Consider the following 23,977-nt stretch of genomic DNA (forward strand, 5'->3'; position numbering starts at 1 on the left):
TCAGGCGTCCAGCCCCGCCAGGACCAGCGGCAGCCGGTCCGTCCCCGCCTCGGTGAGACGGACCGGCACACCCCAGTCCTGCTGGTGCACATGACAGGCCGGGTACTCGTTGGCCGGGTCGTCGTCGCAGGACGCGGCCATCGCGGAGACATGCAGGACACCCTCCGCGACGGCCGGGTCAAGCTCCAGCACACGCGACAGATCCGTACCCGCCCCGTCGCCCTCCCGCAGCAGCTCCGGCGGCGTCGACGACACCAGCAGCCGCGTCGAGGGACCGAACCGCGTGTCGAGCTTCTGCCCGGCGGGGGCCTGGAAGATCACCTCCAGCCGAAGACGCCCCGCGGCGACCTCCGTGGCCGCGCGCTGCGTCCGGTGCGCCACCGCCTCGACGCGGACCGCCTCCTCCGGCAGCCGCAGCCGGGTCAGCCGGTGCCGCGCCGACTCGACCACCACGATGTCGTCGCCGACCAGGACCGCGCCGCTCGGCTCACGCAGATCCGTGGCCAGCGTCGTGACCTCCCCGGTCGCGGGGTCGAAGCGGCGCAGCGCGTGGTTGTAGGTGTCGCTGACGGCGACCGAGCCGTCCGGCAGAGCGGTCACACCCAGCGGGTGCTGGAGGAGGGCCTGCTCCGCGGCACCGTCCCGGTGCCCGAAGTCGAACAGACCGGTGCCCACCGCCGTGTGCACCGAGCCGTCCGGATCGACCCAGCGCAGCGCGCTCGTCTCGGAATCGGCCAGCCACAGCCGGTCGGGCGTCGCGGCCAGCCCCGACGGCTGCGCGAACCAGGCCTCCGCGCCCGGACCGTCGACCAGGCCCTCGTTGGTCGTACCGGCCGCGACGGCGACAGAGCCGTCCGCCGCGTCGTACGTCCACAGCTGGTGGACACCCGCCATCGCGATCCACACCCGGCCCCCGAAGACGGCCACGTCCCACGGCGAGGACAGGTTCACCTCGCGGGCCGGGCCCGAAGTGGCATCGCCCTGCATCCACTGGCCGCCGGTGCCCGCCACGGTGCTGACCTCACCGGAGGCGAGGTCCAGCCGCCGCAGCGCGTGGTTGACCGTGTCGGCGACGATCACCGAGTTGCCGTCGAGCAGCGCCAGACCCTGCGGCTCACTGAACGACGCCCCGTCCGCCGGCCCGTCCGCGAACCCGCGCGCCCCGGACCCGACGCGCCGCACGACGCTCTCCCCGTCCTCCGCCAGCTCCACCAGCTGGTGCCGCGTCGTGTCACTGACCAGGAAGTTCCCACCGGGCAGCAGCACCGCCTTGCCCGGGAAACGCAGCACCGTCGGCTCCGGCTCCGGCGCCACGTACGGACCGTCACCACGCCGCAGCGTGCCCTTCGCGGCGTGCTCCGCCTCCAGCTCGGTCACCAGCCGCTCGATGGCGTGCACATGCCCCTCACCCGCGTGCTGCGCGACGACGTACCCCTCGGGATCGATCACCACCAGCGTCGGCCAGGCCCGCACCGCGTACTGCTTCCAGGTCGCGAGCTCGGGGTCGTCCAGGACCGGGTGCTCCACGTCGTACCGCTCGACGGCGTCCGCGACCGCCGCGTGCTCGGCCTCGTGCACGAACTTCGGCGAGTGCACCCCGATGACCACGACCGTGTCCCGGTGCTTCTCCTCCAACTCCCGCAGCTCGTCGAGAACGTGCAGACAGTTGATGCAGCAGAACGTCCAAAAATCCAGCAGGACAATGCGTCCGCGCAGGTCGGCGAGGCTGTACTGCTTCCCGCCCGTGTTCAGCCAGCCGCCCTTGCCGGTCAGCTCGGGGGCACGGACACGGGCGCGGCGACGGGTCGGGGCCGGGGATGAATCGGTCATGGATCAAGAGTGCCACCCGCCGCCGACAGTCGGAAAAGCGCCCGACCCGTGGCCGCCTCCACGCGATCGGGTACGGCGGCGCCGCGCCGCGGCCCCCGCAGCCCGGTCGGCCTACCGGTGGCGTTTCGGATCCGTCGTCGGGGAACCGGTCACGGCATGAGATTCCTCGTGCGCGATCGGCTCCTGTCCTTCGGTGACGACTACTGGATCGAGGACGACCGCGGCAACAAGGTCTTCCTCGTGGACGGCAAGGCGATCCGGCTGCGGGACACCTTCGAGCTGAAGGACACCCAGGGCAGGGTGCTGATCGACATCCACCAGAAGATGTTCGCCCTGCGGGACACGATGGTCATCGAACGGGACGGCGAGGCGCTCGCCCGGATCCGCCGCAAACGGCTGTCGCTGCTGCGCAACCACTACCGGGTGACCCTGGTCGACGGGACGGAACTCGACGTCAGCGGCCGGATCGCCGACCGCGAGTTCGCCGTCGAGTACGACGGTGAGCTGCTCGCCGTGATCTCCCGGCGCTGGCTGCACGTCCGCGAGACCTACGGCGTGGACGTCGTCCGCGACGACGCGGATCCGGCGCTGCTGATCGCGGTGACGGTCTGCGTGATCCACCTGTCGGAGAAGGAGCGGGAGGAGGACTAGCGCGGCGGCCCTAGGACCGGTGGCGGGGCTCCGGGGCCACGACGCCGAGCACCCGGTCCTTCAGGGCCGGGAACTGCTCCCGGGTCTGCGCCACCTTGCCGGGCTCGAACTCCACCGTGAGGACCTCCTCGCCGGCGCCGGCCTCCGCCAGCACCGTGCCCCACGGGTCCACCACGATCGAGTGGCCGGCCTGCGCAACGCCCGCGTGCGTCCCGGCCGTGCCGCAGGCGAGGACGTACGCCTGGTTCTCCACCGCGCGGGCCTGCGCCAGCAGCGTCCAGTGGGTGCGCCGCCGCTCCGGCCACCCCGCGGGGATCACGAAGGTCTCCGCGCCGGCGTCGACGAGTCCGCGGAAGAGTTCCGGGAAGCGCAGGTCGTAGCAGGTGGCGACGCCGACCGTGGTCAGGCCCGGCAGACGGACCGTCACCAGTTCGTCGCCCGCGCCCATCAGCACGGCCTCGCCGCGGTCGAAGCCGAAGCGGTGGATCTTGCGGTAGGCGGCGACCAGATCGCCGGAGGGGGAGAAGACGAGCGAGGTGTTGTACAGCGCTCCCTCGCCCGCGGTGCCGCCCTCGGCCTCGGCCCGCTCGGGGATGGACCCGGCGTGCAGCCACACCCCCGCGTCCGTCGCGGCCTTCGCCATGGCCTCGTACGTCGGCCCCTCCAGCGGTTCGGCCTGCCGGGCGAACTCGTCGTGGGCGAACGCGCCGGTGGTCCACAGCTCCGGCAGGACGACCAGATCCGCACCGGCCTGTTGCCGTACGAGGGCGGCCGCCCGACGCCGACGCGAATCAACCGATTCGCCCTCATCTACGGCGATCTGGATCAGCGAGGCGCGCACACTACCACCGTCCTGGCATTCGAGCCGTCCACACGGGCCTACGATCGTCACACGAAAGCACTGCCGGGGTGCCTCACAGCAGCGTAACTTAGCGTTTCAAGACGCCCGCCGACAGCAGCCACCTCCCACTGGCAATGCCGCCAAACCTGCCCGTGTCCCGACCGCCGAGGGGTCCCGTTCCGTGAGTCTGCATCCCACCCTCCAGCCCTACGCCGACGCCTGGACCCACTCCATCGAAGCCATATCCGAGCTGGTGCAGCCTCTTGTGGAGGCCGACTGGAACCGGCGGACGCCGTGCCCCGGCTGGTCCGTGCGCGACATCGTGTCCCATGTCATCGGGCTCGACTGCGAGATGCTCGGCGACCCGCGCCCCATCCACACCCTGCCGCGGGACCTGTTCCACGTCACCAACGACCACCAGCGCTACACGGAGATGCAGGTCGACGTCCGCCGTCACCACACGTCGCCGGAGATGACGTCCGAGCTGGAGTACACGGTCATCCGCCGCAACCGGCAGCTGCGCAACGAGTCCCGCGACCCGGGGACGAAGGTGCGCGGGCCGCTCGGCACGGAGCTCACCCTCGAGGAGTCCATGCGGAGCCACGCGTTCAACGTGTGGGTGCACGAGCAGGACCTGCGGGCCGCTCTCGGCCGCCCCGGCAACCTGGACTCCCCCGGCGCGCAGGTCGCCCGTGACGTCCTGCTGGCCGCGCTGCCGGAGCTCGTCGCGGAGAAGGCCGACGCACCCCGCAGCTCGGCGATCGTCTTCGACGTGCACGGTCCGGTCGAGTTCCTGCGCACGATCCGGGTCGACATCCAGGGTCGCGGCACGCTCGAGACGGCCCCCGCCCTCGGCCCCGCCGCCACGTTCACCCTCGACTGGGAGACCTACGTACGGCTCGCCTGCGGGCGGGTGACGCCGGAGGCGGTCAAGGACCGGGTGAAGGCGGAGGGCGAGCCCGGCCTGACGGGCGCGATCCTGCGGAACTTCACGGTGACGCAGTAGGTCCGGCGCCGCTGCCGCCCCGCCGGGGCCGCCGCGCGCCGATATTCGATGTCGGCCGGCCGGTCCGGGCGCGTACCGTGCCGGCCATGACCGACACCCACACCGGCACCGCACACCCGGACACCGCGACGGACACCGCGGACGCCGCCGATGCCGCCGATGCGTCGGGCCCGCCCCGGCTCACCCGGCTGACCTTCCACGGTCCCCTCTCCGAGGCGCGGGCGGACGCCCTGGTCGGGCGGCTGGCCCGGAACGCGCCCGCGAGGGTGCTCGACATCGGCTGCGGCTGGGGCGAGTTGATGCTGCGCGTGCTGGACGCCGCGCCCGGCGCGCGGGGAGTCGGGATCGACGTCAACGCCGAGGACCTGGCCCGCGGCCGGCGCGCCGCCGAGGTCCGGGGGCTCGCCGATCGTGTCGAGTTCGTCGAGGAGTCGGCCGTGGGGACCGCGCGCGGCCCCGCCGACCTGGTCCTGTGCGTGGGCGCGAGCCAGGCGCTGGGGGCGGCGGAGCCGCCGCACCACCTTCCCGAGGCCCTGCGCGAGCTGCGCCGGCTGGTCCGCGACGGGGGCCGGGTCCTGCTGGGCGAGGGCTTCTGGCACCGTGCCCCGACCGCCGCCGAGCTGTCCGGGATGTGGCCGGGCGCCTCGGCCGCCGACCACCACGATCTGGCGGCCCTCGTCGAGCTGGCCGTCGAGGCGGGCTTCCGGCCCGAGTGGACCGAGGCGGCCACCGCGGAGGAGTGGGACGAGTTCGAGTCGGGCTACCTGGCGGACGTCGAGGTGTGGCTCGCCGCTCGCCCGGGGCATCCGCGCGCGCCCGAGACCCGCGAGCGCGCCGACCTGCACCGGTCCCGCCGGTTCAGCTACCGGGGCGTGCTGGGGCTCGCGTACCTCACGCTGGTGCCCGTCGTCGGCCGCTGAGCGGTCAGGCCGGTACGTGCACGGTCTCCACCCGGCTCGCCACCAGCCGCTCCCGCTCCCGGCGGACCGCCCGGCCGCGCAGGCGCAGGATCTGGGAGACGCCGAGCGCCTGGAGGACGAAGACGCAGGAGAAGGCCACGGTGTAGTTGCCGCCGGTCGCGTCCAGCAGCACTCCGACCGCGAACAGGGTCGTCATGGAGGCGATGAAGCCGCCCATGTTGGTGATCCCCGACGCGGTGCCCTGCCGCTCGGGCGGGTTCGCGGGCCGGGCGAAGTCGAAGCCGATCATCGAGGCCGGGCCGCACGCCCCGAGCACCGTGCAGAGCACGATCAGCAGCCACATCGGGGCGTGCTCGGCGGGGTGGGCGAGCGTCGCCGCCCACAGCAGCGAGGTCGCGCCGACGGTACCCAGCGCCAGCGGCAGCCGCGCCCCGTGGTGCCGGGCGATGATCTGCCCGTACACCAGTCCGACGGCCATGTTCGACAGCACGACCAGGGTGAGCAGTTCACCGGCCGTGGCCCGGGACAGCCCCTGCGCCTCGACCAGGAAGGGCAGTCCCCACAGCAGCAGGAACACCATCGCCGGGAACTGGGTGGTGAAGTGCACCCACAGTCCGAGGCGGGTGCCCGGCTCGCGCCAGGACGCGGCGATCTGGCGGCGTACGTACGCCGTGCCCCGGTGGGGCACCGGGGCGGGCTCGTGGCCCTCGGGGTGGTCCTTCAGGAACAGCAGCACCAGGGTGAGCACGACGACACCGGCGAGCGCGCTGCCCGCGAACGCGGCGGTCCAGCCGATGCCGTGCAGCAGGCGGGCGATGAGAAGTGTGGAGACCAGGTTGCCCGCCATGCCCACCAGACCGGCGAGCTGCGCGATCAGCGGCCCGCGCCGGGCGGGGAACCAGCGGGTGCCGAGCCGCAGCACGCTGATGAACGTCATCGCGTCGCCGCAGCCCAGCAGCGCGCGGGAGGCGAGGGCCATGCCGTACGAGGGGGAGAGGGCGAAGCCCAGTTGCCCCAGGGTGAACAGCACGGCGCCCATGGCCAGCACCTTCTTGGTGCCGAGCCGGTCGACGAGCAGGCCGACGGGTATCTGCATGCCGGCGTAGACCAGCAGCTGGAGGATCGAGAACGTCGACAGCGCGGAGGCGCCGACGTCGAAGCGGTCGGCGGCGTCGAGGCCGGCGACGCCCAGGGAGGTACGGAAGATGACGGCGACGAAGTAGACGGAGACCCCGGTGCCCCACATCGCCAGGGCGCGCCGCCCGCCGAGCGTGCCGCCGGCCCCTTCGGGCACCGGCCGCGCGGCCTGGCTCATCGGACCTCACCCCGGGCCAGGTGCGAGAACCACCCGACGTGCCGGTGGACGAGATCGACCGCGGCGTCCGCGTCGCCGGAGCGCAGGGCCTGGAGTATCTCCTCGTGTTCGGCGAGGGTCTTGGCGATCCGGTCGGGGTGGGAGTGCATGACGGCGACGCCCATCCGCAGCTGCCGGTCGCGGAGTTGGTCGTAGAGCCGGGCGAGGATCTCGTTGCCGCCGCTGCGGACGATCTCGGCGTGGAAGCAGCGGTCGGTGACGGCGGCGCCGGCCAGGTCCCCGGCGGCGGCCTGTTCCTTCTGGCGGGCGAGCAGTTCGGACAGGCGCTCGATGAGGCCGGGCGGTGCGGGCACGGCCTTGCGGGCGGCGTGCTCCTCGACCAGCAGGCGGGTCTCGACGACGTCCGCGATCTCCTGTGCGGAGACGGGCAGGACGAGGGCGCCCTTCTTCGGGTAGAGCTTGATCAGCCCTTCGACCTCCAGCCGGAGGAGCGCCTCGCGCACCGGGGTGCGGGAGACGCCGACGGCATCGGCGAGCTCGCCCTCGGTGAGCAGGGTGCCGCCCTGGTAGCTGCGGTCGAGGACCGCTTGTTTGACGTGGTGGTAGACGCGGTCCGCGGCGGGGGGTTGCTTCACTGCCAAGGGCATGGCCACAGGATAGATACATCACGTACCCATGCGGTGCCTCGTCCAGCATGCGGACCCGTCGGGGCCGCGAAAAAAATTCTGGATCTCCCTCGTTCGCCGCACAACCAATCGTGCGGCTCGAAGGTCACACACACGCGGCCTTCACTGCCTGCATCCGCCAACCCGGCCGCGCCATAGGAACTTTCGACGTATTCGGGGTATCTCAGTTGATAACCGGCATCAAGGGCATCCGCTTCCGCAGGACCGTCGCAGTGACGGCGACCGCCGGCGCCATGCTGGCCACCGGAGCCCTCTCCGCGGCACCCGCGCAGGCCGCCACCGCGCCCACGATCGTCGCCAAGGGCGGCTACATCATGGACAACGCCAACAGCAAGACGCTGTACACCAAGGCTGCCGACACCAAGCGCGCCACCGGCTCGACGACCAAGATCATGACCGCCAAGGTCGTGCTGGCGCAGCCGAACCTCAATCTGGACGCCAAGGTCACGGTCCAGAAGGCGTACAGCGACTACATAGTGTCGAAGAACGCCTCTTCGGCGCGTCTGATCGTCGGTGACAAGGTCACCGTCCGCCAGCTGCTGTACGGCCTGATGCTGCCGTCCGGCTGTGACGCCGCCTACGCGCTCGCCGACAAGTTCGGCACGGGCACCACGCGGGCCGCCCGGGTGAAGTCGTTCATCGGCAAGATGAACGCCAAGGCCAAGCAGCTCGGCATGACGAACACGAAGTTCGACTCGTTCGACGGCATCAGCAACGGCTCGAACTACTCGACGCCGCGCGACCTGACCAAGCTCGCCAGCAGCTCGATGAAGAGCTCCACCTTCCGCGCCATCGTGAAGACGAAGTCCACGAAGCAGAAGGTGACGACGAAGAACGGCGGTTACCGCTACTACACCTGGACCAACACGAACACGCTGCTCAGCAACTACAGCGGCGCCATCGGCGTGAAGACCGGCTCCGGCAGCATCGCCAAGTACTGCCTCGTCTTCGCCGCCACCCGCAACGGCAAGACCGTCATCGGCACGGTCCTGACCTCCACGTCCGCCACGCAGCGCGAGACGGACGCGAAGAAGCTCCTGAACTACGGCTTCGCCAAGCTGGGCTGACGGCAGTCCGTCACTCCCGCGCACGTCGAAGGGGCCGGCCGCATCGTGCGGCCGGCCCCTTCACGTCGTACTCGCGTGTCTCACGCCCAGGTGATCAGCCGCTTGGGCTGCTCCAGGACCGCCGCGACGTCCGCGAGGACCTTCGAGCCCAGCTCGCCGTCGACCAGCCGGTGGTCGAAGCTGAGCGCCAGGGTCGTCACCTGACGTGGCTTCACCTTGCCCTTGTGCACCCACGGCTGGAGCTTGATCGCTCCGACCGCCAGGATCGCGGACTCGCCCGGGTTGAGGATCGGCGTACCGGTGTCGACGCCGAAGACGCCGACGTTGGTGATGGTGACCGTGCCACCCTGCATCGCCGCCGGTGACGTCTTGCCCTCACGGGCCGTCGACACCAGCTCGCCGAGCGCCCCGGCCAGCTGCGGCAGGGTCTTGTCCTGCGCGTCCTTGATGTTCGGGACGATCAGGCCGCGCGGGGTGGCCGCGGCGATGCCCAGGTTCACATAGCGCTTGAGCACGATCTCCTGGTTCGCCTCGTCCCAGGACGCGTTGACGTCCGGGTTGCGCTTGATGGCGACCAGGAGCGCCTTGGCGACGAGCAGCAGGGGGTTCACGCGCAGACCCGTGAACTCCTTGTCCTCCTTCAGCTCCTGGACCAGCTTCATCGTGCGCGTCACGTCGACCGTCACGAACTCCGTGACGTGCGGCGCGGTGAAGGCCGAACCGACCATGGCGGCGGCGGTGGCCTTGCGGACGCCGCGGACCGGGACCCGCTCCTCGCGCGCGATGTCGTACGAGGCGGGCGCCGGGGCAGCCGCGACCGGGGCGGGAGCCGCCGCCGGTGCCGCTTCGGGGGCCTTCGGGGCGACCGCCGCGTGGACGTCGTCCCGGGTGATGACGCCGTCCGGGCCGGTCGGGGTGACCGTCGCGAGGTCGACGCCGAGGTCCTTGGCCAGCTTGCGGACCGGCGGCTTGGCCAGCGGACGCTCCTGGGCGCCGACGGGCGCGGGAGCGGCCGGGACCGGGGCGGGCGGGGCGGACGGGACCGCACCGTGGCCGTTCATCTCGGACTGGATCGCCGCGGCGGCCGGCTGCGCCGGGACCTCGGCGGTCTTGCGCGGGCGGCGCTTGGTGGAGGAGGCGGCCACGCCGTAACCCACCAGCACCGGCTGGCGGGCCTGCGGCTTCGGCTCCTCCTGCGGCTCGGCGGGCGCCTCCGGCGCCGGCGCCGGCGCCGGCGCCGCACCGCCACTGACGTCCACCGCGATGATCGAGGTGCCGACGTCCACCGTGGTGCCCTCGGGGAAGTGCAGCGCGCGCACCACCCCGTCGTACGGGATGGGCAGTTCGACGGCGGCCTTCGCCGTCTCGACCTCGCACACCACCTGGCCGTCCGTGACCGTGTCACCGGGCTGGACGTACCACTTGAGGATCTCGGCCTCGGTCAGTCCCTCGCCCACGTCGGGCATCTTGAACTCGCGCACGGAACTTTCCGTCATCGTCGTCACGACCCTCTCCTCAGTACGCCAGCGAGCGGTCGACGGCGTCCAGCACCCGGTCCAGACCGGGCAGGTACTCCTCCTCCAGGCGGGCCGGCGGGTACGGCGCGTGGTAGCCGCCGACCCTCAGCACCGGGGCCTCCAGGTGGTAGAAGCAGCGCTCCGTGATCCGGGCGGCGATCTCCGCGCCCGAGCCGAAGAACACCGGCGCCTCGTGCACGACCACCAGGCGGCGGGTCTTCTCCACCGAGGCCTGGATCGAGTCGAAGTCGAGGGGGGAGACCGAGCGCAGGTCGAGGACCTCCAGGGAGCGGCCCTCCTCCGCGGCGGCGTCCGCGACCTCCTGGCACAGCTTCACCATCGGGCCGTAGGCGGCCAGGGTGAGGTCGGTGCCCTCGCGCACGACCTGGGCCTTGTGCAGCGGGCCGGGGATGGCCTCCGTGCTGACCTCGCCCTTGTCCCAGTAGCGCCGCTTGGGCTCGAAGAAGATCACCGGGTCGTCGCTCTGGATGGCCTGCTGCATCATCCAGTAGGCGTCGCTCGCGTTCGACGGCGAGACGATCTTCAGGCCCGCGACGTGCGCGAACAGCGCCTCCGGGGACTCCGAGTGGTGCTCGACCGCGCCGATGCCGCCGCCGTAGGGGATGCGCACGACGACCGGGAGCTTGACCTTGCCCAGCGAGCGGGCGTGCATCTTCGCGAGCTGCGTGACGATCTGGTCGTACGCCGGGAAGACGAAACCGTCGAACTGGATCTCCACGACCGGCCGGTAGCCGCGCAGGGCCAGTCCGATCGCGGTGCCGACGATGCCCGACTCGGCGAGCGGGGTGTCGATGACGCGGCTCTCGCCGAAGTCCTTCTGGAGGCCGTCGGTCACGCGGAACACACCGCCGAGCTTGCCGACGTCCTCGCCCATGATGAGGACCTTGGGGTCGGTCTCCAGGGCACGCCGCAGCGATTCGTTGATCGCCTTGGCCAGAGCCATGTTCTTTTCAGCCGCCATGATCAGACCCCCTCAGCCGGCGCGTCCGCGAACGACGCCTGGTAGGCGGCGAACTGGGCCCGCTCCTCGTCGACGAGCGCGTGCCCGTCCGCGTACACGTTCTCGAAGATGGCGAACCGGTCCGGGTCCGGCATCGCACGCACCGCTTCGCGCACCCGCCTGCCCAACGTCTCGCTCTCCGCCTCCAGTTCCGCGAAGAATCCCTCGTCCGCGTGGTTCGAGGACTCCAGATGGCGGCGAAGGCGCAGGATCGGGTCCTTCGCCTCCCAGGCGGCCCGCTCGTCGTCGTGACGGTAGCGGGTGGGGTCGTCCGAGGTGGTGTGGGCGCCCATCCGGTACGTGTACGCCTCGACCAGGGTCGGTCCCTCGCCGCTGCGGGCCCGCTCCAGCGCCCACTTGGTGACGGCGAGGCAGGCCAGCACGTCGTTGCCGTCGACGCGGACGCCGGGGAAGCCGTAGCCCCGGGCGCGCTGGTAGAGCGGCACGCGGGTCTGCTTCTCGGTGGGCTCGGAGATCGCCCACTGGTTGTTCTGGCAGAAGAACACCACGGGGGCGTTGTAGACCGCGGAGAACGTGAACGACTCGGCCACGTCGCCCTGGCTGGAGGCGCCGTCGCCGAAGTAGGCGATGACGGCCGAGTCCGCGCCGTCCTTGGCCACGCCCATCGCGTAGCCGGTGGCGTGCAGCGTCTGGGAGCCGATGACGATCGTGTAGAGGTGGAAGTTGTTGCTGTTCGGGTCCCAGCCGCCGTTGTTCACGCCGCGGAACATGCCGAGCAGGTTGGTCGGGTCGACGCCGCGGCACCAGGCGACGCCGTGCTCGCGGTAGGTCGGGAAGACGTAGTCGTCCTCGCGGGTGGCCCGGCCGGAGCCGATCTGGGCGGCCTCCTGGCCGAGCAGCGACGCCCACAGGCCCAGCTCGCCCTGGCGCTGGAGGGCGGTGGCCTCGGCGTCGAAGCGGCGGGTGAGCACCATGTCGCGGTACAGGCCGCGCAGCTGCTCGGGGGTGATGTCGGCGACGTACTTCTCGTACGCGGCGGTCTCCGCGCCCGTGACGCGTTCGCCCTCGGGCGTCAGCAGCTGCACGAGCTCGGGGCCGGCCGACGGCTCGGCACCCGTGGCGCTGCCGGCTCCGGCTGCGCGCGCGCCCTTCTTGGCGGGTGCGGCCTTCTTGGCCGGTGCGGCCTTGGCGGTCGTCTTCTTGGCGGTCGCGCGGCTGGTGCGCTGGGTGCCGGTGGCGTCGGCTGCTTCGGCGCCGGCGGACCCGGCCTTGCTTCCGGCGCTGCGTCGCGGCTGGCGCGCGGCAGTGCTCTCCACGGTCACGTGTGCTCCTCCGTCGGTCCGGCCCCCGGGGTTGCCGGTAGGCCAGTGCGGCTCACCTGTTTTCGACCACCGGGCACGGGGTGGGTGCCACTCGGCCGGGAACAGGCGTGACAGGTGCCCCGGCGAGCGCCCTGCAACATGCACGTTACCCAGTGCTCCACATTTCTGTGAAACCCCTCCTGACCTGCGTTTTTGCTTGGAAATCCAAGTAAATCGAAAAGCCGGGAAGGGGCCCAGGTCACAGCCCTGCAGGGGGCCGGAACACGGGCACGTTATCCCGCTCACCCAGGTCACGGGAAGAGTCGGCGTGTGACACCGGCTTCCTACCTCAAGGATGACAAATCCTGCTATGTACACCCGTAGACCTCGCCGTACGGCGTGGCGCGCCCGCTCGGACGGCCCGGAAACGCGAGAAAAGATGCTTTCGCACGGGTCGCCGCGACCGGTTCGGCGACCGGCACGACCAGTTCAATTCCGGCCACCGCGCCACCGCTGGACGTCGGACACGTCCTGTCGCCACACGATTGTGACCGAAGGCGACCATCGGCGACTTACTGTGACAACGCCCAGCTCACAGCCTCGTCCGGTGCCCTAGCATCGGGCGCGTGCCGCGCTTATGTGTACCGCCCACCGCGCCTCCCGCGCCCCCTTTGAGCGCCCTCCTGCGCCAGTACTCCGCCGGGTCCCCCCTCGCCTGCGCACCGGTCGACCAGGGGCTGCTCAACCGCGGCTACCGGCTGTGCACGACGCGTGGCCGCTACTTCCTCAAGCATCACTTCGATCCCGACACCGCCGACCCCGCCGCGATCGAACGCCGGCACCGCGCCACCCAGCGGCTGGCCGACCTCGGCGTCCCGGTGGCCCCGCCGCTGCCGGCCCGCGACGGCCGCACCGTCGCCGTCGTCGGGGGCCACGCGTACGCCCTGCACCCCTGGATCGACGGCCGGCACCGGCACGGCGGTCAGCTCGGCGCGGCCCAGTGCGCACGGCTCGGGGCGCTCCTGGGGGCCGTCCACGCCACCCTGGAGCGCGTGATGCCGCCGAAGGGGCGTACGCCTCCGGCCACGAGCCCTCACCCGGTGGAGAGCGCCGACCCCGCCGACACCTTCGACCTGATCGACGATCTGCTGGCCCGGGTGCGCCGGCACCGCCCCGCCGACTCCTTCGACGAACTGGCCCGGCACCGGCTCCTGGAACGCCGCGCCCTGCTGGAGCGGCACGCGGACCGGCGTCCCCCGCGCGGCGGTCCGGTGGGCTGGGTGCACGGCGACTTCCACCCGTTCAACCTGCTCTACCGGGGCGACGCCCCCGCCGCGATCGTCGACTGGGACCGGCTGGGCGTTCAGCCCCGCGCGGAGGAGGCGGTGCGCGCCGCCGCGATCTTCTTCGTACGGCCCGCGGGCACGCTGGACCTGCCCAAGGTGCGGGCGTACGCGCGTGCGTACCGGCGGACGGCCGGGGTGGCACCGTCGGAGCTCTCCGCGGCCGTGCACCGTGTGTGGTGGGAGCGTCTCAACGACTTCTGGATGCTGCGCTGGCACTACGAGCGCGGTGACACCCGCGCGGACCCCCAGTTCCCGGCCGCCTCGGCGCTGGCGGTGTGGTGGACGCGGGAGTACGACGCCGTGTGCGGGGCGTTCGCCGGCTGACGCGCGCCCCGCTCACCGACGGCGGCTCAGGCGCCGTCGCCGTCCTCCGGCGGGTCGACCGGATCGGTCGCGCCGCCCGTCCCGGTGTCCGTCGGGCCCGGGTCCGAGGGCTCGGGGTCCGAGGGCTCGGGGTCCGAGGGCTCGGGGTCCGTCGGGTCGGGGTCCGTCGGGTCGGACTCGGTGGGGTCCGGGTCCGTCGACTCGGACTGCGAGGACGACGCCGAGGGGTCGGGCGAGGGGTCCCAGTTGCCGCCGGACCCCTCCTGGTCATCGGTGTTGCTGTCCGTGGGCCCGTCGGTCGCCTCGTCGCTGGGCGTCTCGCTGGCCTTCTCGTCGTCCTTCGTCTGCGAGGAGGTCGGCGACTGCTTCGTACCGGGACCGCCGTCGTCGCCGTTGCCGCGGTTGACGGCCAGCGCGACGCCCGCCGCGATCGCGATCACCGCGAGGACGGCCAGTATCCACAGCTTGCCGCGGCCGCTGCCCTTGTTGCCGTGCCCCTCGAAGCCGCCGTCGTCGCCCCCGCCGTACGACGGCAGGATCGGATGCGGGATCTGGGTGGTGCCCTCGGCGGAGTGCGGCAGGGCGGTCGTGCCCGCCATGCCCGTCGCCCCGGTGTGCGGGCCCTCGTGCAGGTTCACCGGGCCGGTGTTCCAGGTGCCGGTGTGGCTGCCCTGGTCGTACAGCATCTGGAGGCCGTACTGGACCAGCCCGCGCATCTCCTCCGCGGTCTGGAAGCGGTCGTCCGGGTCCTTGGCGAGCGAGCGCATCGCCAGGCCGTCGAGCTCCGGCGGCGCGACGTCCGAGGCCTCGGACGGGGGAGTCGGGATGTCCTGCACGTGCTGGTAGACCACGGACAGCGGGGTCTCGCCCACGAACGGCGGGCGCAGCGCCAGCAGTTCGTACAGCAGACAGCCCGTCGCGTACAGGTCGGAGCGGTGGTCGACGGCCTTGCCGAGGGCCTGCTCCGGGGAGAGGTACTGCGGGGTGCCCATGACCATGCCGGTCTGCGTCATCGTCGTGGACGCGCCGTGCAGGGCGCGCGCGATGCCGAAGTCCATCACCTTGACGGCGCCGTTGTTGGTGATGATGACGTTCGCCGGCTTGATGTCGCGGTGCACGATGCCGTGCTGGTGCGAGTAGGCGAGCGCCTCCAGGACACCGGAGACGATGATGAGGGCCTGCTCCGGGCCCGGCGCCTCGGCGTTCATCAGCAGATCGCGGATGGTGCGGCCCTCGACCAGCTCCATCACGATGTACGGCACGGACTGGCCGCCGATCACGTCCTCGCCGGAGTCGTACACGGCGACGATCGCATGGTGGTTGAGGCCGGCCACCGACTGGGCCTCGCGTGTGAAGCGGGCCTTGGAGACCGGGTCCTCGGCCAGGTCGGCGCGCAGCAGCTTGACCGCCACGGTGCGCCCGAGGCGTACGTCCTCGGCCGCGAACACCTCTGCCATGCCGCCCCGGCCGACTCGGTGGGTCAGCCGGTACCGGCCGTCCCCGACCAGTCCTCCGTTACCCCACATCTCCGGCGCATCTGACATTCCGCCGCCAGTCGCCTCGGGGTCGGACGGGCCCTGAGCGCGCTGCTGCTGTGCCATCAGTCCTCGCCGTCGTTTCTGCCCGCGGTGCGCGCGGTGTTGTTGCGGTCTCCGTCGGCCACGCTACAGCCTTCACGCCGGTCGCTGGTCCGGGATGGAGGCCCGGACCGGCCCGAGGCGGACCGGCCGTCGAACCGGTCATCAAACCCTCGGGCCGTCGCGGCGTGCAAATCCTGTGTACCGGGCGTACGCCCGCTGTAACGCTTCCGCGACGCTTCTTTCGCGTACGGTCACGGAACGGGCACCGAGCTTGACGTGTCAGTGCCCTCCGGCAGACTTGGCCGGGAATGACGCAATCGATCAAAGACATTCGATCAACGCGGGAGCCCCGTGGCAAATCGCCGCGGGTGCCCATGGGGGACGCAGAAAGATGAGCCAGGACGGCGCACAGGGCCAGTACGCGGGACGGGCGCTCGCCGGCGGCCGTTACCAGCTGCGTGACTTGCTCGGCCAGGGCGGAATGGCGTCGGTGCACCTCGCGTACGACTCGGTGCTCGACCGCCAGGTCGCGATCAAGACGCTGCACACCGAACTGGGCCGCGAGCAGGCCTTCCGCGAGCGCTTCCGCCGCGAGGCCCAGGCGGTGGCGAAACTCACGCACACGAACATCGTCTCGGTCTTCGACACGGGCGAGGACGACCTCGACGGGATGACCACTCCGTACATCGTCATGGAGTACATCGAGGGCCGCCCGCTCGGATCGGTCCTCGACGAGGACATCCGGCAGCAGGGCGCGATGCCCGCCGACAAAGCCCTCAAGGTCACCGCCGACGTGCTCGCCGCGCTGGAGATCAGCCACGAGATGGGCCTGGTCCACCGGGACATCAAGCCGGGCAACGTGATGATGACCAAGCGCGGCGTCGTCAAGGTGATGGACTTCGGCATCGCGCGCGCCATGCAGTCCGGTGTGACCTCGATGACGCAGACCGGCATGGTCGTCGGCACCCCGCAGTACCTCTCGCCGGAGCAGGCGCTCGGCCGCGGCGTGGACGCCCGCAGCGATCTTTACTCGGTCGGCATCATGCTGTTCCAACTGGTCACCGGGCGGCTGCCGTTCGAGGCGGACTCGCCGCTGGCCATCGCGTACGCGCATGTGCAGGAGGAGCCGGTCGCGCCTTCCTCGATCAACCGCTCCCTGCCGCCGGCCGTCGACGCGCTGGTGGCCCGCGCGTTGAAGAAGAACCCGAACGAGCGCTTCCCGACCGCCGAGTCGATGCGCGACGAGTGCCAGCGGATCGCCGCGTCCTTCCACGCCGCCCCGCCGAGCATCGTGCCGGGAACCCCGGCGCAGAGCGGCGCCGGCGTCGGCTCCGCGGTGTTCCCGCCGGTCGACCGGTCCACCCCGGCGCCCACGGGCGGTGTCCAGACGCCGTACCAGCCGGTGCCGGCCCCGAACCCGTACGGCACCCCGACGCCGTCCCCGGCCTACGGCTATCCGCAGCAGGGCGGCTACCAGACGCCGAACCCGGCCGCGTACGCGCCGCAGCCGGCGTCGTCCACGCCGCCGCCGTACAACATCACGCCGCAGCACCAGACCCCGTCGGGCGGCGGCAGGAGCAACAAGCCGGTGGTCATCGGGTCCGTCCTCGTCGCGGTGATCGCGGTCGGCGGTCTGATCGCGGCCCTCGCGCTGAACGGCGGCAACAAGGACGACAAGGGCGGGGGCGACCCCAGCACGTCGGCCTCGGTCTCGGCCGACCAGGCGGCGGGCTACCGCGGGCCGGACACCTCCAAGACCATCGAGAAGGAGGAGTGCACGGAACCGGAGGAGTCGTACAACGACCCCGACAAGATCCGGCTTCCGGACTTCACCTTCAAGTACATCAAGTCGGTCAAGGAGTGCTTCCAGGCCGCCGGATGGCACTTGAAGGAGGTCGAGGTCGACGAGAACACGTACGGCGAGGGCTCCGTCAGGGAGCAGTTCCCGCCGGCCGGCACCGACGTCGACCCCGAGGACATGCCCGAGATCACCCTCAAGGTCTCCACGGGCAACCCGCCGTCGTCCTGACGGACGGTCGCCCCGGAACGAGGAAAGGCCCGGCGTGCCGGGCCTTTCGGCTGTGCGGACGACACCGCTCCCGGAAGAGGCCCTACAGGTACGGCCCGCCCGAGCGGCCGCCCAGGTGGCCTTCCTCACCCTCGTGACCGACGCCCGGCGGCAGGGCCCGGCGCATCTGCTCCAACTGGGCACGCGCGGCCATCTGCTGGGCGAACAGGGTCGTCTGGATCCCGTGGAACAGGCCCTCCAGCCAGCCCACCAACTGGGCCTGCGCGATCCGCAGTTCGGCGTCGCTGGGGGTCGCCTCGTCCGTGAACGGCAGGGAGAGCCGCTCCAGTTCCTCGACCAGCTCCGGCGCCAGGCCGTCCTCCAGCTCCTTCACCGAGCTGGCGTGGATCTCCTTGAGCCGGACCCGGCTCGCCTCGTCCAGGGGAGCCGCGCGCACCTCCTCCAGAAGCTGCTTGATCATGCTGCCGATCCGCATGACCTTGGCCGGCTGCTCGACCTGCTCGGTGACCGGGATCTCGCGGGAGTCCTCGTCCGTGCCGCCGCCGAGAGCCATCCCGTCCTGGCCCACGACCAGGATCTTCTGCGCGTTCTCCGGCGACCTGTCGTTCCTCGGCATCTCCATGCCGCCATTCTCTCGCACGGGTGCTCCTCTTCGACGTGTGCCCCCTGGGACGGATGATCCACCCCGTACAGCCGTTCGGAGTCACCCCGCGTGCCGGGGCTTGCGGCAAATGTGAGGATTGTTCCGTCGATTGTGGCGACCTGGCTTCGGGAGGGGGTCACCGACGTGACTCCACGGCTGTCTGTCCGGCGTGCGACGAGGGCGCTCACGGGCGCCGGCCTGGGGGCGGCCGTGCTCTGGTGCGGGACGTTATCGGTGTGCGGGGGCGCTTCGGCGTACGGGGGAGAGCCCGCCCACGGCGGCCCGGCGTCCCGCGGTGCCGTGTCCATGGACCGCGTTGTCGTCTCCAGGGACCGCGGTGCCGTGTCCACGGACCGTGTCCGGGCGGTGGGCCCGCTTGTGATGCCGTACGGGGCCGCTGCGGTGGCCGACGCGAAGGCGCCGTCGCCCGACGACAGCCCGTCCGGCTCCGCCTCCGCCGGTGAGCCGACGCGGGCCGGGAGCCGGGCGGGCGAGGGACGGCAGCGGCCGGGCCGTATCGAGCCGCCGAGCGACGAGGCGACCGCGCCGACGGGGAACCGCCGCCCCGCCGACGACGTGCCCGAACCGCCGTCCCCGTCCGGCGACCCGACCGCGCGGGAGCCCGGCACCGTTCAGGAAGCCGCTCCGGACTCCGGACGCCCCGGCGGACCGGTGGTGACGACCCTGCCGCTCGGCAGCGGTCTGGTGCTGATCGGGCTCGGCCTCGGACTCACCTTCGTCGCCCTGCGGGTGCGGCGGGGCCCCGAGTGACCCGACCGCGCCCTTCCTACGGTGCGACCAGCAGGACCTTGCCGACGTGGCCGCTCTCCTCGACGAGGCGGTGCGCGGCGGGAGCCTCGTTCATCGGCAGCTCGCGGTCGACGACCGGCCGGACGTGACCGGCGGCCAGCAGGGGCCAGACGTGCTCGTGCACGGCCGCCACGATGGCCGCCTTCTCACTGAGCGGCCGGGCGCGCAGCGAGGTCGCGCTGATCGCGGCCCGCTTGGCGAGCAGCGCGCCGATGTTCAGCTCGCCCTTCACGCCGCCCTGCATGCCGATGATCGCGAGCCGGCCGTTGACGGCGAGGGCGCGGACATTGCGGTCCAGGTACTTCGCGCCCATGTTGTCGAGGATGACGTCGGCGCCCCTGCCGTCGGTGGCCCTCTTGACCTCCTCGACGAAATCCTGCTCGCGGTAGTTGATCAGGATGTCGGCGCCCAGTTCGGCACAGCGGTCCAGCTTCTCCTTGGTACCCGCGGTGACGGCGACCCGGGCGCCCACGGCCTTGGCGAGCTGGATCGCCATGGTGCCGATGCCGCTGGAACCGCCGTGCACGAGCAGGGTCTCGCCGGGAAGGAGGTGGGAGACCATGAAGACGTTCGACCAGACGGTGCAGGTCACCTCGGGCAGTGCCGCCGCCTGCCGCAGGTCGACGCCCTCGGGAACGGGCAGCAGCTGACCGGCGGGTACGGCCACCTTCTCTGCGTAGCCGCCGCCCGAGAGCAGCGCGCACACCTCGTCGCCGACGGCCCAGCCGCCCACACCGGGTCCGATCGCGGCGATCCGGCCGGAGCACTCCAGGCCGGGATAGCGGGAGGCGCCGGGGGGCGGGTCGTAGAAGCCCTGCCGTTGCAGGACGTCGGCGCGGTTGACCGCGCTCGCCGCGACGTCGAGCAGGACCTCGCCCTCGCCGGGCACCGGGTCCGGGACCTCGTCCCACACCAGCGCCTGGGGCCCACCAGGTTCGGGAATCGTGATCGCATGCATGAGGGGGACGCTACTCCTCACCCCCGCAATCGGTCGTCGGACCGACGCGGCTCCGTCGGAGGTCCCGCCGGCTCTCCGCCGCTCGGCCGAAACCAGGGAAAATCCCCGTGCGGTACCGATGAGTTTGCGCGACCGTGGGGGTCCTCCATGCGTAACCGGAGTACGCGGAAGGACACCCCACCATGAGCCAGCAGACGCCCCGTCTGGCCATCGAGACAGCGGGCTTGGTGAAGACGTTCGGCGAGACGAGGGCTGTCGACGGCGTCGACCTGGCCGTGCCCACCGGCACGGTGTACGGCGTCCTCGGCCCGAACGGCGCCGGCAAGACCACCACCGTCAAAATGCTCGCCACCCTGCTCAGGCCCGACGGCGGCGAGGCGCACGTCTTCGGCCACGACGTCGTCCGGGAGGCGGACGAGGTCCGCAGCCGGGTCAGCCTGACCGGCCAGTACGCGTCCGTGGACGAAGACCTGACCGGTTTGGAGAACCTCATCCTGCTGGGCCGGCTCCTCGGCCACGGCAAGAAGCCCGCGCGTGAGCGGTCCGCGCAGTTGCTGGAGGCCTTCGGCCTGACCGAGGCGGCCGGAAAGCAGGTGAAGAACTACTCCGGTGGCATGCGGCGCCGAATCGACATCGCCGCGTCCATCCTGAACACACCCGACCTGCTCTTCCTCGACGAGCCGACCACCGGGCTCGACCCGCGCAGCCGCAACCAGGTGTGGGACATCATCCGCGCGGTGGTCTCGCAGGGCACGACGGTTCTGCTGACCACTCAGTATCTGGACGAGGCGGACCAACTGGCCTCGCGGATCGCGGTCATCGACCGGGGCAAGGTGATCGCCGAGGGGACCAAGGGCGAGCTGAAGTCGTCCGTGGGAGCCGGGTCCGTGCATCTGCGGCTGCGGGATCCGGAGCAGCGGGCGGAGGCCTCGCGGGTGCTGGCGCTGGCGCTGGAGGCCGATGTGCAGCTGGAGCCCGATCCCGTGGCGCTGACCGCCCGGGTCGGTGCCGGTGCGGACAACGGCCGGGGCGCCGCCGAGCAGGCCGCCCGCGCGCTCGCCGAACTGGCCCGCGGCGGCATCGTCGTCGACAACTTCTCGCTGGGCCAGCCCAGCCTGGACGAGGTGTTCCTCGCCCTCACCGGACACGACACCAGGGCCCACGAAGAGGCCGCCGACGCCACGAAGGACGGGGCAGCCGCATGAGCACCGTGACACCGACCGAGACGAAGGAACTCGCCCCGGTCACCGCCGAGTCGCTGGCCGAGCTGCTGGTCACCAAGGAGCGTCCGCCGCGGCCGAGCGCGCTGTCCGCGTCGCTGACCTTCGGCTGGCGGGCGATGCTCAAGATCAAGCACGTCCCTGAGCAGCTGTTCGACGTCACCGCCTTCCCGATCATGATGGTGCTGATGTACACGTACCTGTTCGGCGGGGCGCTGGCCGGGTCGCCGGAGGAGTACATCCAGTTCCTGCTGCCGGGCATCCTGGTGATGTCGGTCGTGATGATCACGATGTACACGGGTGTCTCGGTCAACACGGACATCGAGAAGGGCGTCTTCGACCGGTTCCGCAGCCTGCCCATCTGGCGGCCGTCGACGATGGTCGGCTATCTGCTCGGTGACGCGCTGCGGTACACCATCGCGTCCGTGGTGATGCTGACCGTCGGCATGGTCCTCGGCTACCGGCCGGACGGCGGTGTCGCCGGGGTGGTCGCCGGGATCGCGCTGCTGGTCGTCTTCTCGTTCGCGTTCTCGTGGATCTGGACGATGTTCGGGCTGCTGCTGCGCACCGAGAAGTCGGTCATGGGCGTCAGCATGATGGTGATCTTCCCGCTGACCTTCCTGTCCAACGTCTTCGTCGACCCGAGCACCATGCCGGGCTGGCTCCAGGCGTTCGTCAACAACAGCCCGGTCACACATCTGTCCTCCGCGGTGCGGGGGCTGATGGGAGGCGACTGGCCGGCGGACGAGGTCGCCTGGTCGCTCGGGTGGGCCGGGGTGTTCGTGCTGGTCTTCGGGCCGATCACGATGCGGCTGTACAACCGCAAGTAGGACGTCGCCCGGCGCGCTCCACGCGCCGCCGGAGGGTCACAAGCGCGGGCCGCGCCGGGTCTCCGGTGCGGCCCGCGGCACGATGACGATCACACGGTCCGTCAGCTCCAGCTCCCGTAGGGCCGGGTCGTCGTAGCCGAGGAGCCGGTGCCCGCGCACGACGCTCACCACCAGGTCGCCGGTCTCGCGCGGGCGCTTGCCCGCCTCCGCCTTGGTGACGGGGCGCTCGACGATGTCCAGGCCGCTGCCCTGCCGGATGAGGTCGTCCATCACGACGCCGGCCGCCGGGCTGAGCACCGACAGCCCCAGCAGACGTCCGGCCGCGCCCGCGCTGGTGATCACCTCGTCGGCGCCGGACTGCTTCAGCAGCGGCGCGTTCTCCTCCTCGCGCACCGCGGCCACGATCGTCGCCTCGCGGTTGAGCTGGCGGGCCGTCAGAGCCACCAGGACGGCCGTGTCGTCGCGCTGGGTCGCGATGATGATCCGCCCCGCCCGCTGCACCTCGGCCCGCTTCAGCACATCGCTGCGGGTCGCGTCGCCGACGACACCGGCGTAGCCCTCGGCCGTCGCGGCGTCGACCGCCTTGGGGACGGGATCGATGACGACGACCTGTTCCTTCTTCAGACCCGCGGCACAGCCGGCCTGGATCGCGGCCCGGCCTTTCGTGCCGAAACCGACGACGACGGTGTGGTCACGCAACGGGATTCTCCAGGGGTCACGAGGAACAAAAGCGGTCCGGCCTTGCCCCGACGCTACCCAGCCTGCGGGAGACCGCCGCACCCGGACGGCGTGTCGGGCAGGGGGCTCGGTGACGAGCGCGGACCCGGTACGAAACCATGGAGCCGAACGTCCGGATCACCACAGCAGGGGGCACACGCCATGAGGGCCGACGAAAAGCCGACTTCTCAACGGGTGAGGCCCTCCGTCCTGAGGACGCTGTGGAGCCGCTCGCACAAGGAGGCACGCGCCGACGCGGAGGCGGGCCGTGCCATAACGATGCCGACGCAGAGCGCCCTTCCGCCGCTCCAGCAGGTCATCAAACGGCTGGTCCTGGCGCTGCTCGTACTGGCGGTCACCGTCTTGATCGTCTACCTCGACCGCGCGGGCTACAACGACAACTCCGACGGCTCGGTCAACCTGCTCGACGCCGCGTACTACGCCACCGTCACCCTCTCCACCACCGGCTACGGCGACATCACCCCGGTCAGCGCGACCGCCCGGCTCACCAACATCTTCGTCATCACGCCGCTGCGCGTGCTGTTCCTGATCATCCTGGTCGGTACGACCCTGGAGGTGCTCACCGAACGCACCCGCCAGCAGGTCCGTATCCACCGGTGGCGGTCCCGGATGCGCGACCACGTGGTGGTCATCGGCTACGGCACCAAGGGCCGGCACGCCGTGGAGACCCTGATCGGGCAGGGCATCTCCCGGGACCGCATCGTGGTCGTGGACGCGCAGCGCAAGGTCGCCGAACAGGCGAGCGACGACGGGCTGGTGGCGGTGACCGGGGACGCGACCCGGTCCGAGACCCTGCTCAAGGCGGAGGTGCAGCGCGCCACGCGGGTGATCATCGCGCCGCAGCGCGACGAGACCGCCACCCTGATCACGCTCACCGCCCGCCAGCGCAACCGCCACGCCACGATCGTCGCCGCCGTCCGGGAGGACGAGAACGTGCCGCTGCTCAAGCAGAGCGGCGCGGACACCGTCGTGACCAGCTCCAGCTCGGCCGGCCGGCTGCTCGGGACGTTCATGGCGAGCCCGACCGTGGCGCGGACCCTGGAGGACCTCATGACCCTGGGCAGCGGGATGGACATCATCGAACGACCGGTGACCGAGGACGAGGTGGGCCGGACGCCCCGCGAGTGCACGGACCTGGTCGTGGCGGTGGTGCGCGACAAGAAGGTCATGGACTACACCGAGGGCTGGCGCTCGGAGCTCCGGCGGGGAGACCGGGTCATCACGGTGAGCCGCCCCGTCGCGGTCTGAACCCGGCTCCGACCCCGGCTGCGCACCTACCGCTGCGGCTTCGGCTGCGTGGCCACACCTATGGCCACACCTACGGCGGCAAACCGGTCTACGGCCGACCGGTCTGCCGTCTACCGGGCTGCCGTCTACCGGGCT

The 23,977-nt window shown here is 71.5% G+C and carries 20 protein-coding genes and 1 pseudogene; 10 read left to right on the plus strand and 11 right to left on the minus strand.

What is annotated here, in order from left to right; all coding sequences use genetic code 11:
* On the minus strand, nt 1-1,830 hold the full coding sequence (locus DN051_RS19410) for a thioredoxin-like domain-containing protein (RefSeq protein ID WP_112439167.1): 1,830 nt from the start codon (nt 1,828-1,830) through the stop codon (nt 1-3).
* 156 nt (nt 1,831-1,986) lie between these two features.
* Between DN051_RS19410 and DN051_RS19415 the strand changes: the two genes are divergently transcribed.
* On the plus strand, nt 1,987-2,481 hold the full coding sequence (locus DN051_RS19415) for an LURP-one-related/scramblase family protein (protein ID WP_112439168.1): 495 nt from the start codon (nt 1,987-1,989) through the stop codon (nt 2,479-2,481).
* Nucleotides 2,482-2,491: 10 nt separating this feature from the next.
* On the opposite strand, the gene DN051_RS19420 is transcribed toward DN051_RS19415, so the two are convergent.
* On the minus strand, nt 2,492-3,322 hold the full coding sequence (locus DN051_RS19420; RefSeq protein ID WP_112439169.1) for a carbon-nitrogen family hydrolase: 831 nt from the start codon (nt 3,320-3,322) through the stop codon (nt 2,492-2,494).
* A 181-nt stretch (nt 3,323-3,503) separates the two neighbouring features.
* Here DN051_RS19420 and DN051_RS19425 point away from each other — a divergent pair, with 181 nt between their 5' ends.
* Nucleotides 3,504-4,328 carry a maleylpyruvate isomerase family mycothiol-dependent enzyme gene (locus tag DN051_RS19425; RefSeq protein WP_053760676.1) on the plus strand — a complete coding sequence of 275 codons (825 nt, stop codon included), beginning with the start codon at nt 3,504-3,506 and terminating at the stop codon, nt 4,326-4,328.
* A gap of 86 nt (nt 4,329-4,414) precedes the next feature.
* On the plus strand, nt 4,415-5,248 hold the full coding sequence (locus DN051_RS19430; RefSeq protein WP_112439170.1) for an SAM-dependent methyltransferase: 834 nt from the start codon (nt 4,415-4,417) through the stop codon (nt 5,246-5,248).
* Nucleotides 5,249-5,252: 4 nt separating this feature from the next.
* On the opposite strand, the gene DN051_RS19435 is transcribed toward DN051_RS19430, so the two are convergent.
* Entirely contained in the window at nt 5,253-6,563 is a 1,311-nt protein-coding gene (locus tag DN051_RS19435) for an MFS transporter (RefSeq protein ID WP_112439171.1), read from the minus strand.
* Nucleotides 6,560-7,210 (minus strand): GntR family transcriptional regulator, encoded by a 651-nt coding sequence (locus DN051_RS19440; RefSeq protein ID WP_053760705.1) that lies wholly within the window; start codon nt 7,208-7,210, stop codon nt 6,560-6,562. Before DN051_RS19440 ends, DN051_RS19435 begins: the two co-directional genes overlap by 4 nt.
* 206 nt (nt 7,211-7,416) lie before the next feature.
* Here DN051_RS19440 and DN051_RS19445 point away from each other — a divergent pair, with 206 nt between their 5' ends.
* A complete protein-coding gene (locus DN051_RS19445; protein WP_053760674.1) occupies nt 7,417-8,316 on the plus strand; it encodes a D-alanyl-D-alanine carboxypeptidase family protein in 900 nt (299 codons plus the stop codon).
* A gap of 80 nt (nt 8,317-8,396) precedes the next feature.
* Here the strand turns inward: DN051_RS19445 and DN051_RS47285 are convergent, their stop codons facing one another.
* From DN051_RS47285 to pdhA, 3 genes are read right to left on the minus strand one after another with little or no spacing between them, the layout of a single operon-like run.
* Nucleotides 8,397-9,821, minus strand: coding sequence for a dihydrolipoamide acetyltransferase family protein (locus DN051_RS47285; protein WP_162624957.1), 1,425 nt, complete (start codon nt 9,819-9,821; stop codon nt 8,397-8,399).
* A gap of 10 nt (nt 9,822-9,831) precedes the next feature.
* Complete coding sequence (locus DN051_RS19455; protein ID WP_053760672.1) at nt 9,832-10,815, minus strand: alpha-ketoacid dehydrogenase subunit beta; 984 nt, start codon at nt 10,813-10,815, stop codon at nt 9,832-9,834.
* A gap of 2 nt (nt 10,816-10,817) precedes the next feature.
* Complete coding sequence (gene pdhA / locus DN051_RS19460) at nt 10,818-12,137, minus strand: pyruvate dehydrogenase (acetyl-transferring) E1 component subunit alpha (protein WP_112439172.1); 1,320 nt, start codon at nt 12,135-12,137, stop codon at nt 10,818-10,820.
* A gap of 605 nt (nt 12,138-12,742) precedes the next feature.
* On the opposite strand from pdhA, the gene DN051_RS19465 reads away from it, so the two are divergent.
* Nucleotides 12,743-13,786, plus strand: coding sequence for a phosphotransferase (locus DN051_RS19465; protein WP_199314954.1), 1,044 nt, complete (start codon nt 12,743-12,745; stop codon nt 13,784-13,786).
* 26 nt (nt 13,787-13,812) lie between these two features.
* Here DN051_RS19465 and DN051_RS19470 read toward each other — a convergent pair whose 3' ends face one another.
* Nucleotides 13,813-15,387: a protein kinase domain-containing protein gene (locus DN051_RS19470; RefSeq protein WP_053760669.1), complete on the minus strand. Its 1,575-nt coding sequence runs from the start codon at nt 15,385-15,387 to the stop codon at nt 13,813-13,815.
* Between the two features lie 370 nt (nt 15,388-15,757).
* Here DN051_RS19470 and DN051_RS19475 point away from each other — a divergent pair, with 370 nt between their 5' ends.
* Entirely contained in the window at nt 15,758-17,395 is a 1,638-nt protein-coding gene (locus DN051_RS19475) for a protein kinase domain-containing protein (protein WP_112439173.1), read from the plus strand.
* Between the two features lie 82 nt (nt 17,396-17,477).
* On the opposite strand, the gene DN051_RS19480 is transcribed toward DN051_RS19475, so the two are convergent.
* The gene (locus DN051_RS19480; RefSeq protein ID WP_053760667.1) at nt 17,478-18,017 is read right to left on the minus strand and encodes a bacterial proteasome activator family protein; all 540 of its coding nucleotides are present in this window, start codon (nt 18,015-18,017) and stop codon (nt 17,478-17,480) included.
* A gap of 327 nt (nt 18,018-18,344) precedes the next feature.
* Here DN051_RS19480 and DN051_RS19485 point away from each other — a divergent pair, with 327 nt between their 5' ends.
* On the plus strand, nt 18,345-18,809 hold the full coding sequence (locus tag DN051_RS19485) for a hypothetical protein (RefSeq protein ID WP_112439174.1): 465 nt from the start codon (nt 18,345-18,347) through the stop codon (nt 18,807-18,809).
* A gap of 16 nt (nt 18,810-18,825) precedes the next feature.
* On the opposite strand, the gene DN051_RS19490 is transcribed toward DN051_RS19485, so the two are convergent.
* Complete coding sequence (locus DN051_RS19490) at nt 18,826-19,806, minus strand: NAD(P)H-quinone oxidoreductase (protein WP_053760665.1); 981 nt, start codon at nt 19,804-19,806, stop codon at nt 18,826-18,828.
* Nucleotides 19,807-19,988: 182 nt separating this feature from the next.
* Between DN051_RS19490 and DN051_RS19495 the strand changes: the two genes are divergently transcribed.
* Together DN051_RS19495 and DN051_RS19500 are read left to right on the plus strand one after the other, a co-directional pair.
* Entirely contained in the window at nt 19,989-21,011 is a 1,023-nt protein-coding gene (locus tag DN051_RS19495; RefSeq protein ID WP_053760664.1) for an ATP-binding cassette domain-containing protein, read from the plus strand.
* On the plus strand, nt 21,008-21,856 hold the full coding sequence (locus tag DN051_RS19500) for an ABC transporter permease (RefSeq protein WP_112439175.1): 849 nt from the start codon (nt 21,008-21,010) through the stop codon (nt 21,854-21,856). Before DN051_RS19495 ends, DN051_RS19500 begins: the two co-directional genes overlap by 4 nt.
* A gap of 36 nt (nt 21,857-21,892) precedes the next feature.
* Here DN051_RS19500 and DN051_RS19505 read toward each other — a convergent pair.
* Nucleotides 21,893-22,567, minus strand: a pseudogene (locus tag DN051_RS19505) (potassium channel family protein); the annotation flags it as partial.
* Between the two features lie 168 nt (nt 22,568-22,735).
* Here DN051_RS19505 and DN051_RS19510 point away from each other — a divergent pair.
* On the plus strand, nt 22,736-23,842 hold the full coding sequence (locus tag DN051_RS19510; RefSeq protein WP_199314955.1) for a potassium channel family protein: 1,107 nt from the start codon (nt 22,736-22,738) through the stop codon (nt 23,840-23,842).
* Nucleotides 23,843-23,977 lie beyond the last annotated feature (135 nt).

Source organism: Streptomyces cadmiisoli (assembly GCF_003261055.1).
Classification (GTDB): domain Bacteria; phylum Actinomycetota; class Actinomycetes; order Streptomycetales; family Streptomycetaceae; genus Streptomyces; species Streptomyces cadmiisoli.

Bases quoted from the DNA above. Each gene is read 5' to 3' on its own strand.
- DN051_RS19410 (WP_112439167.1), bottom strand. From the start codon at position 1,830: ATGACCGATTCATCCCCGGCCCCGACCCGTCGCCGCGCCCGTGTCCGT.
- DN051_RS19415 (WP_112439168.1), top strand. From the start codon at position 1,987: ATGAGATTCCTCGTGCGCGATCGGCTCCTGTCCTTCGGTGACGACTAC.
- DN051_RS19430 (WP_112439170.1), top strand. From the start codon at position 4,415: ATGACCGACACCCACACCGGCACCGCACACCCGGACACCGCGACGGAC.
- DN051_RS19435 (WP_112439171.1), bottom strand. From the start codon at position 6,563: ATGAGCCAGGCCGCGCGGCCGGTGCCCGAAGGGGCCGGCGGCACGCTC.
- DN051_RS19440 (WP_053760705.1), bottom strand. From the start codon at position 7,210: ATGCCCTTGGCAGTGAAGCAACCCCCCGCCGCGGACCGCGTCTACCAC.
- DN051_RS19455 (WP_053760672.1), bottom strand. From the start codon at position 10,815: ATGGCGGCTGAAAAGAACATGGCTCTGGCCAAGGCGATCAACGAATCG.
- DN051_RS19470 (WP_053760669.1), bottom strand. From the start codon at position 15,387: ATGGCACAGCAGCAGCGCGCTCAGGGCCCGTCCGACCCCGAGGCGACT.
- DN051_RS19475 (WP_112439173.1), top strand. From the start codon at position 15,758: ATGAGCCAGGACGGCGCACAGGGCCAGTACGCGGGACGGGCGCTCGCC.
- DN051_RS19480 (WP_053760667.1), bottom strand. From the start codon at position 18,017: ATGGAGATGCCGAGGAACGACAGGTCGCCGGAGAACGCGCAGAAGATC.
- DN051_RS19485 (WP_112439174.1), top strand. From the start codon at position 18,345: ATGGACCGCGTTGTCGTCTCCAGGGACCGCGGTGCCGTGTCCACGGAC.
- DN051_RS19490 (WP_053760665.1), bottom strand. From the start codon at position 19,806: ATGCATGCGATCACGATTCCCGAACCTGGTGGGCCCCAGGCGCTGGTG.
- DN051_RS19495 (WP_053760664.1), top strand. From the start codon at position 19,989: ATGAGCCAGCAGACGCCCCGTCTGGCCATCGAGACAGCGGGCTTGGTG.
- DN051_RS19500 (WP_112439175.1), top strand. From the start codon at position 21,008: ATGAGCACCGTGACACCGACCGAGACGAAGGAACTCGCCCCGGTCACC.
- DN051_RS19510 (WP_199314955.1), top strand. From the start codon at position 22,736: ATGAGGGCCGACGAAAAGCCGACTTCTCAACGGGTGAGGCCCTCCGTC.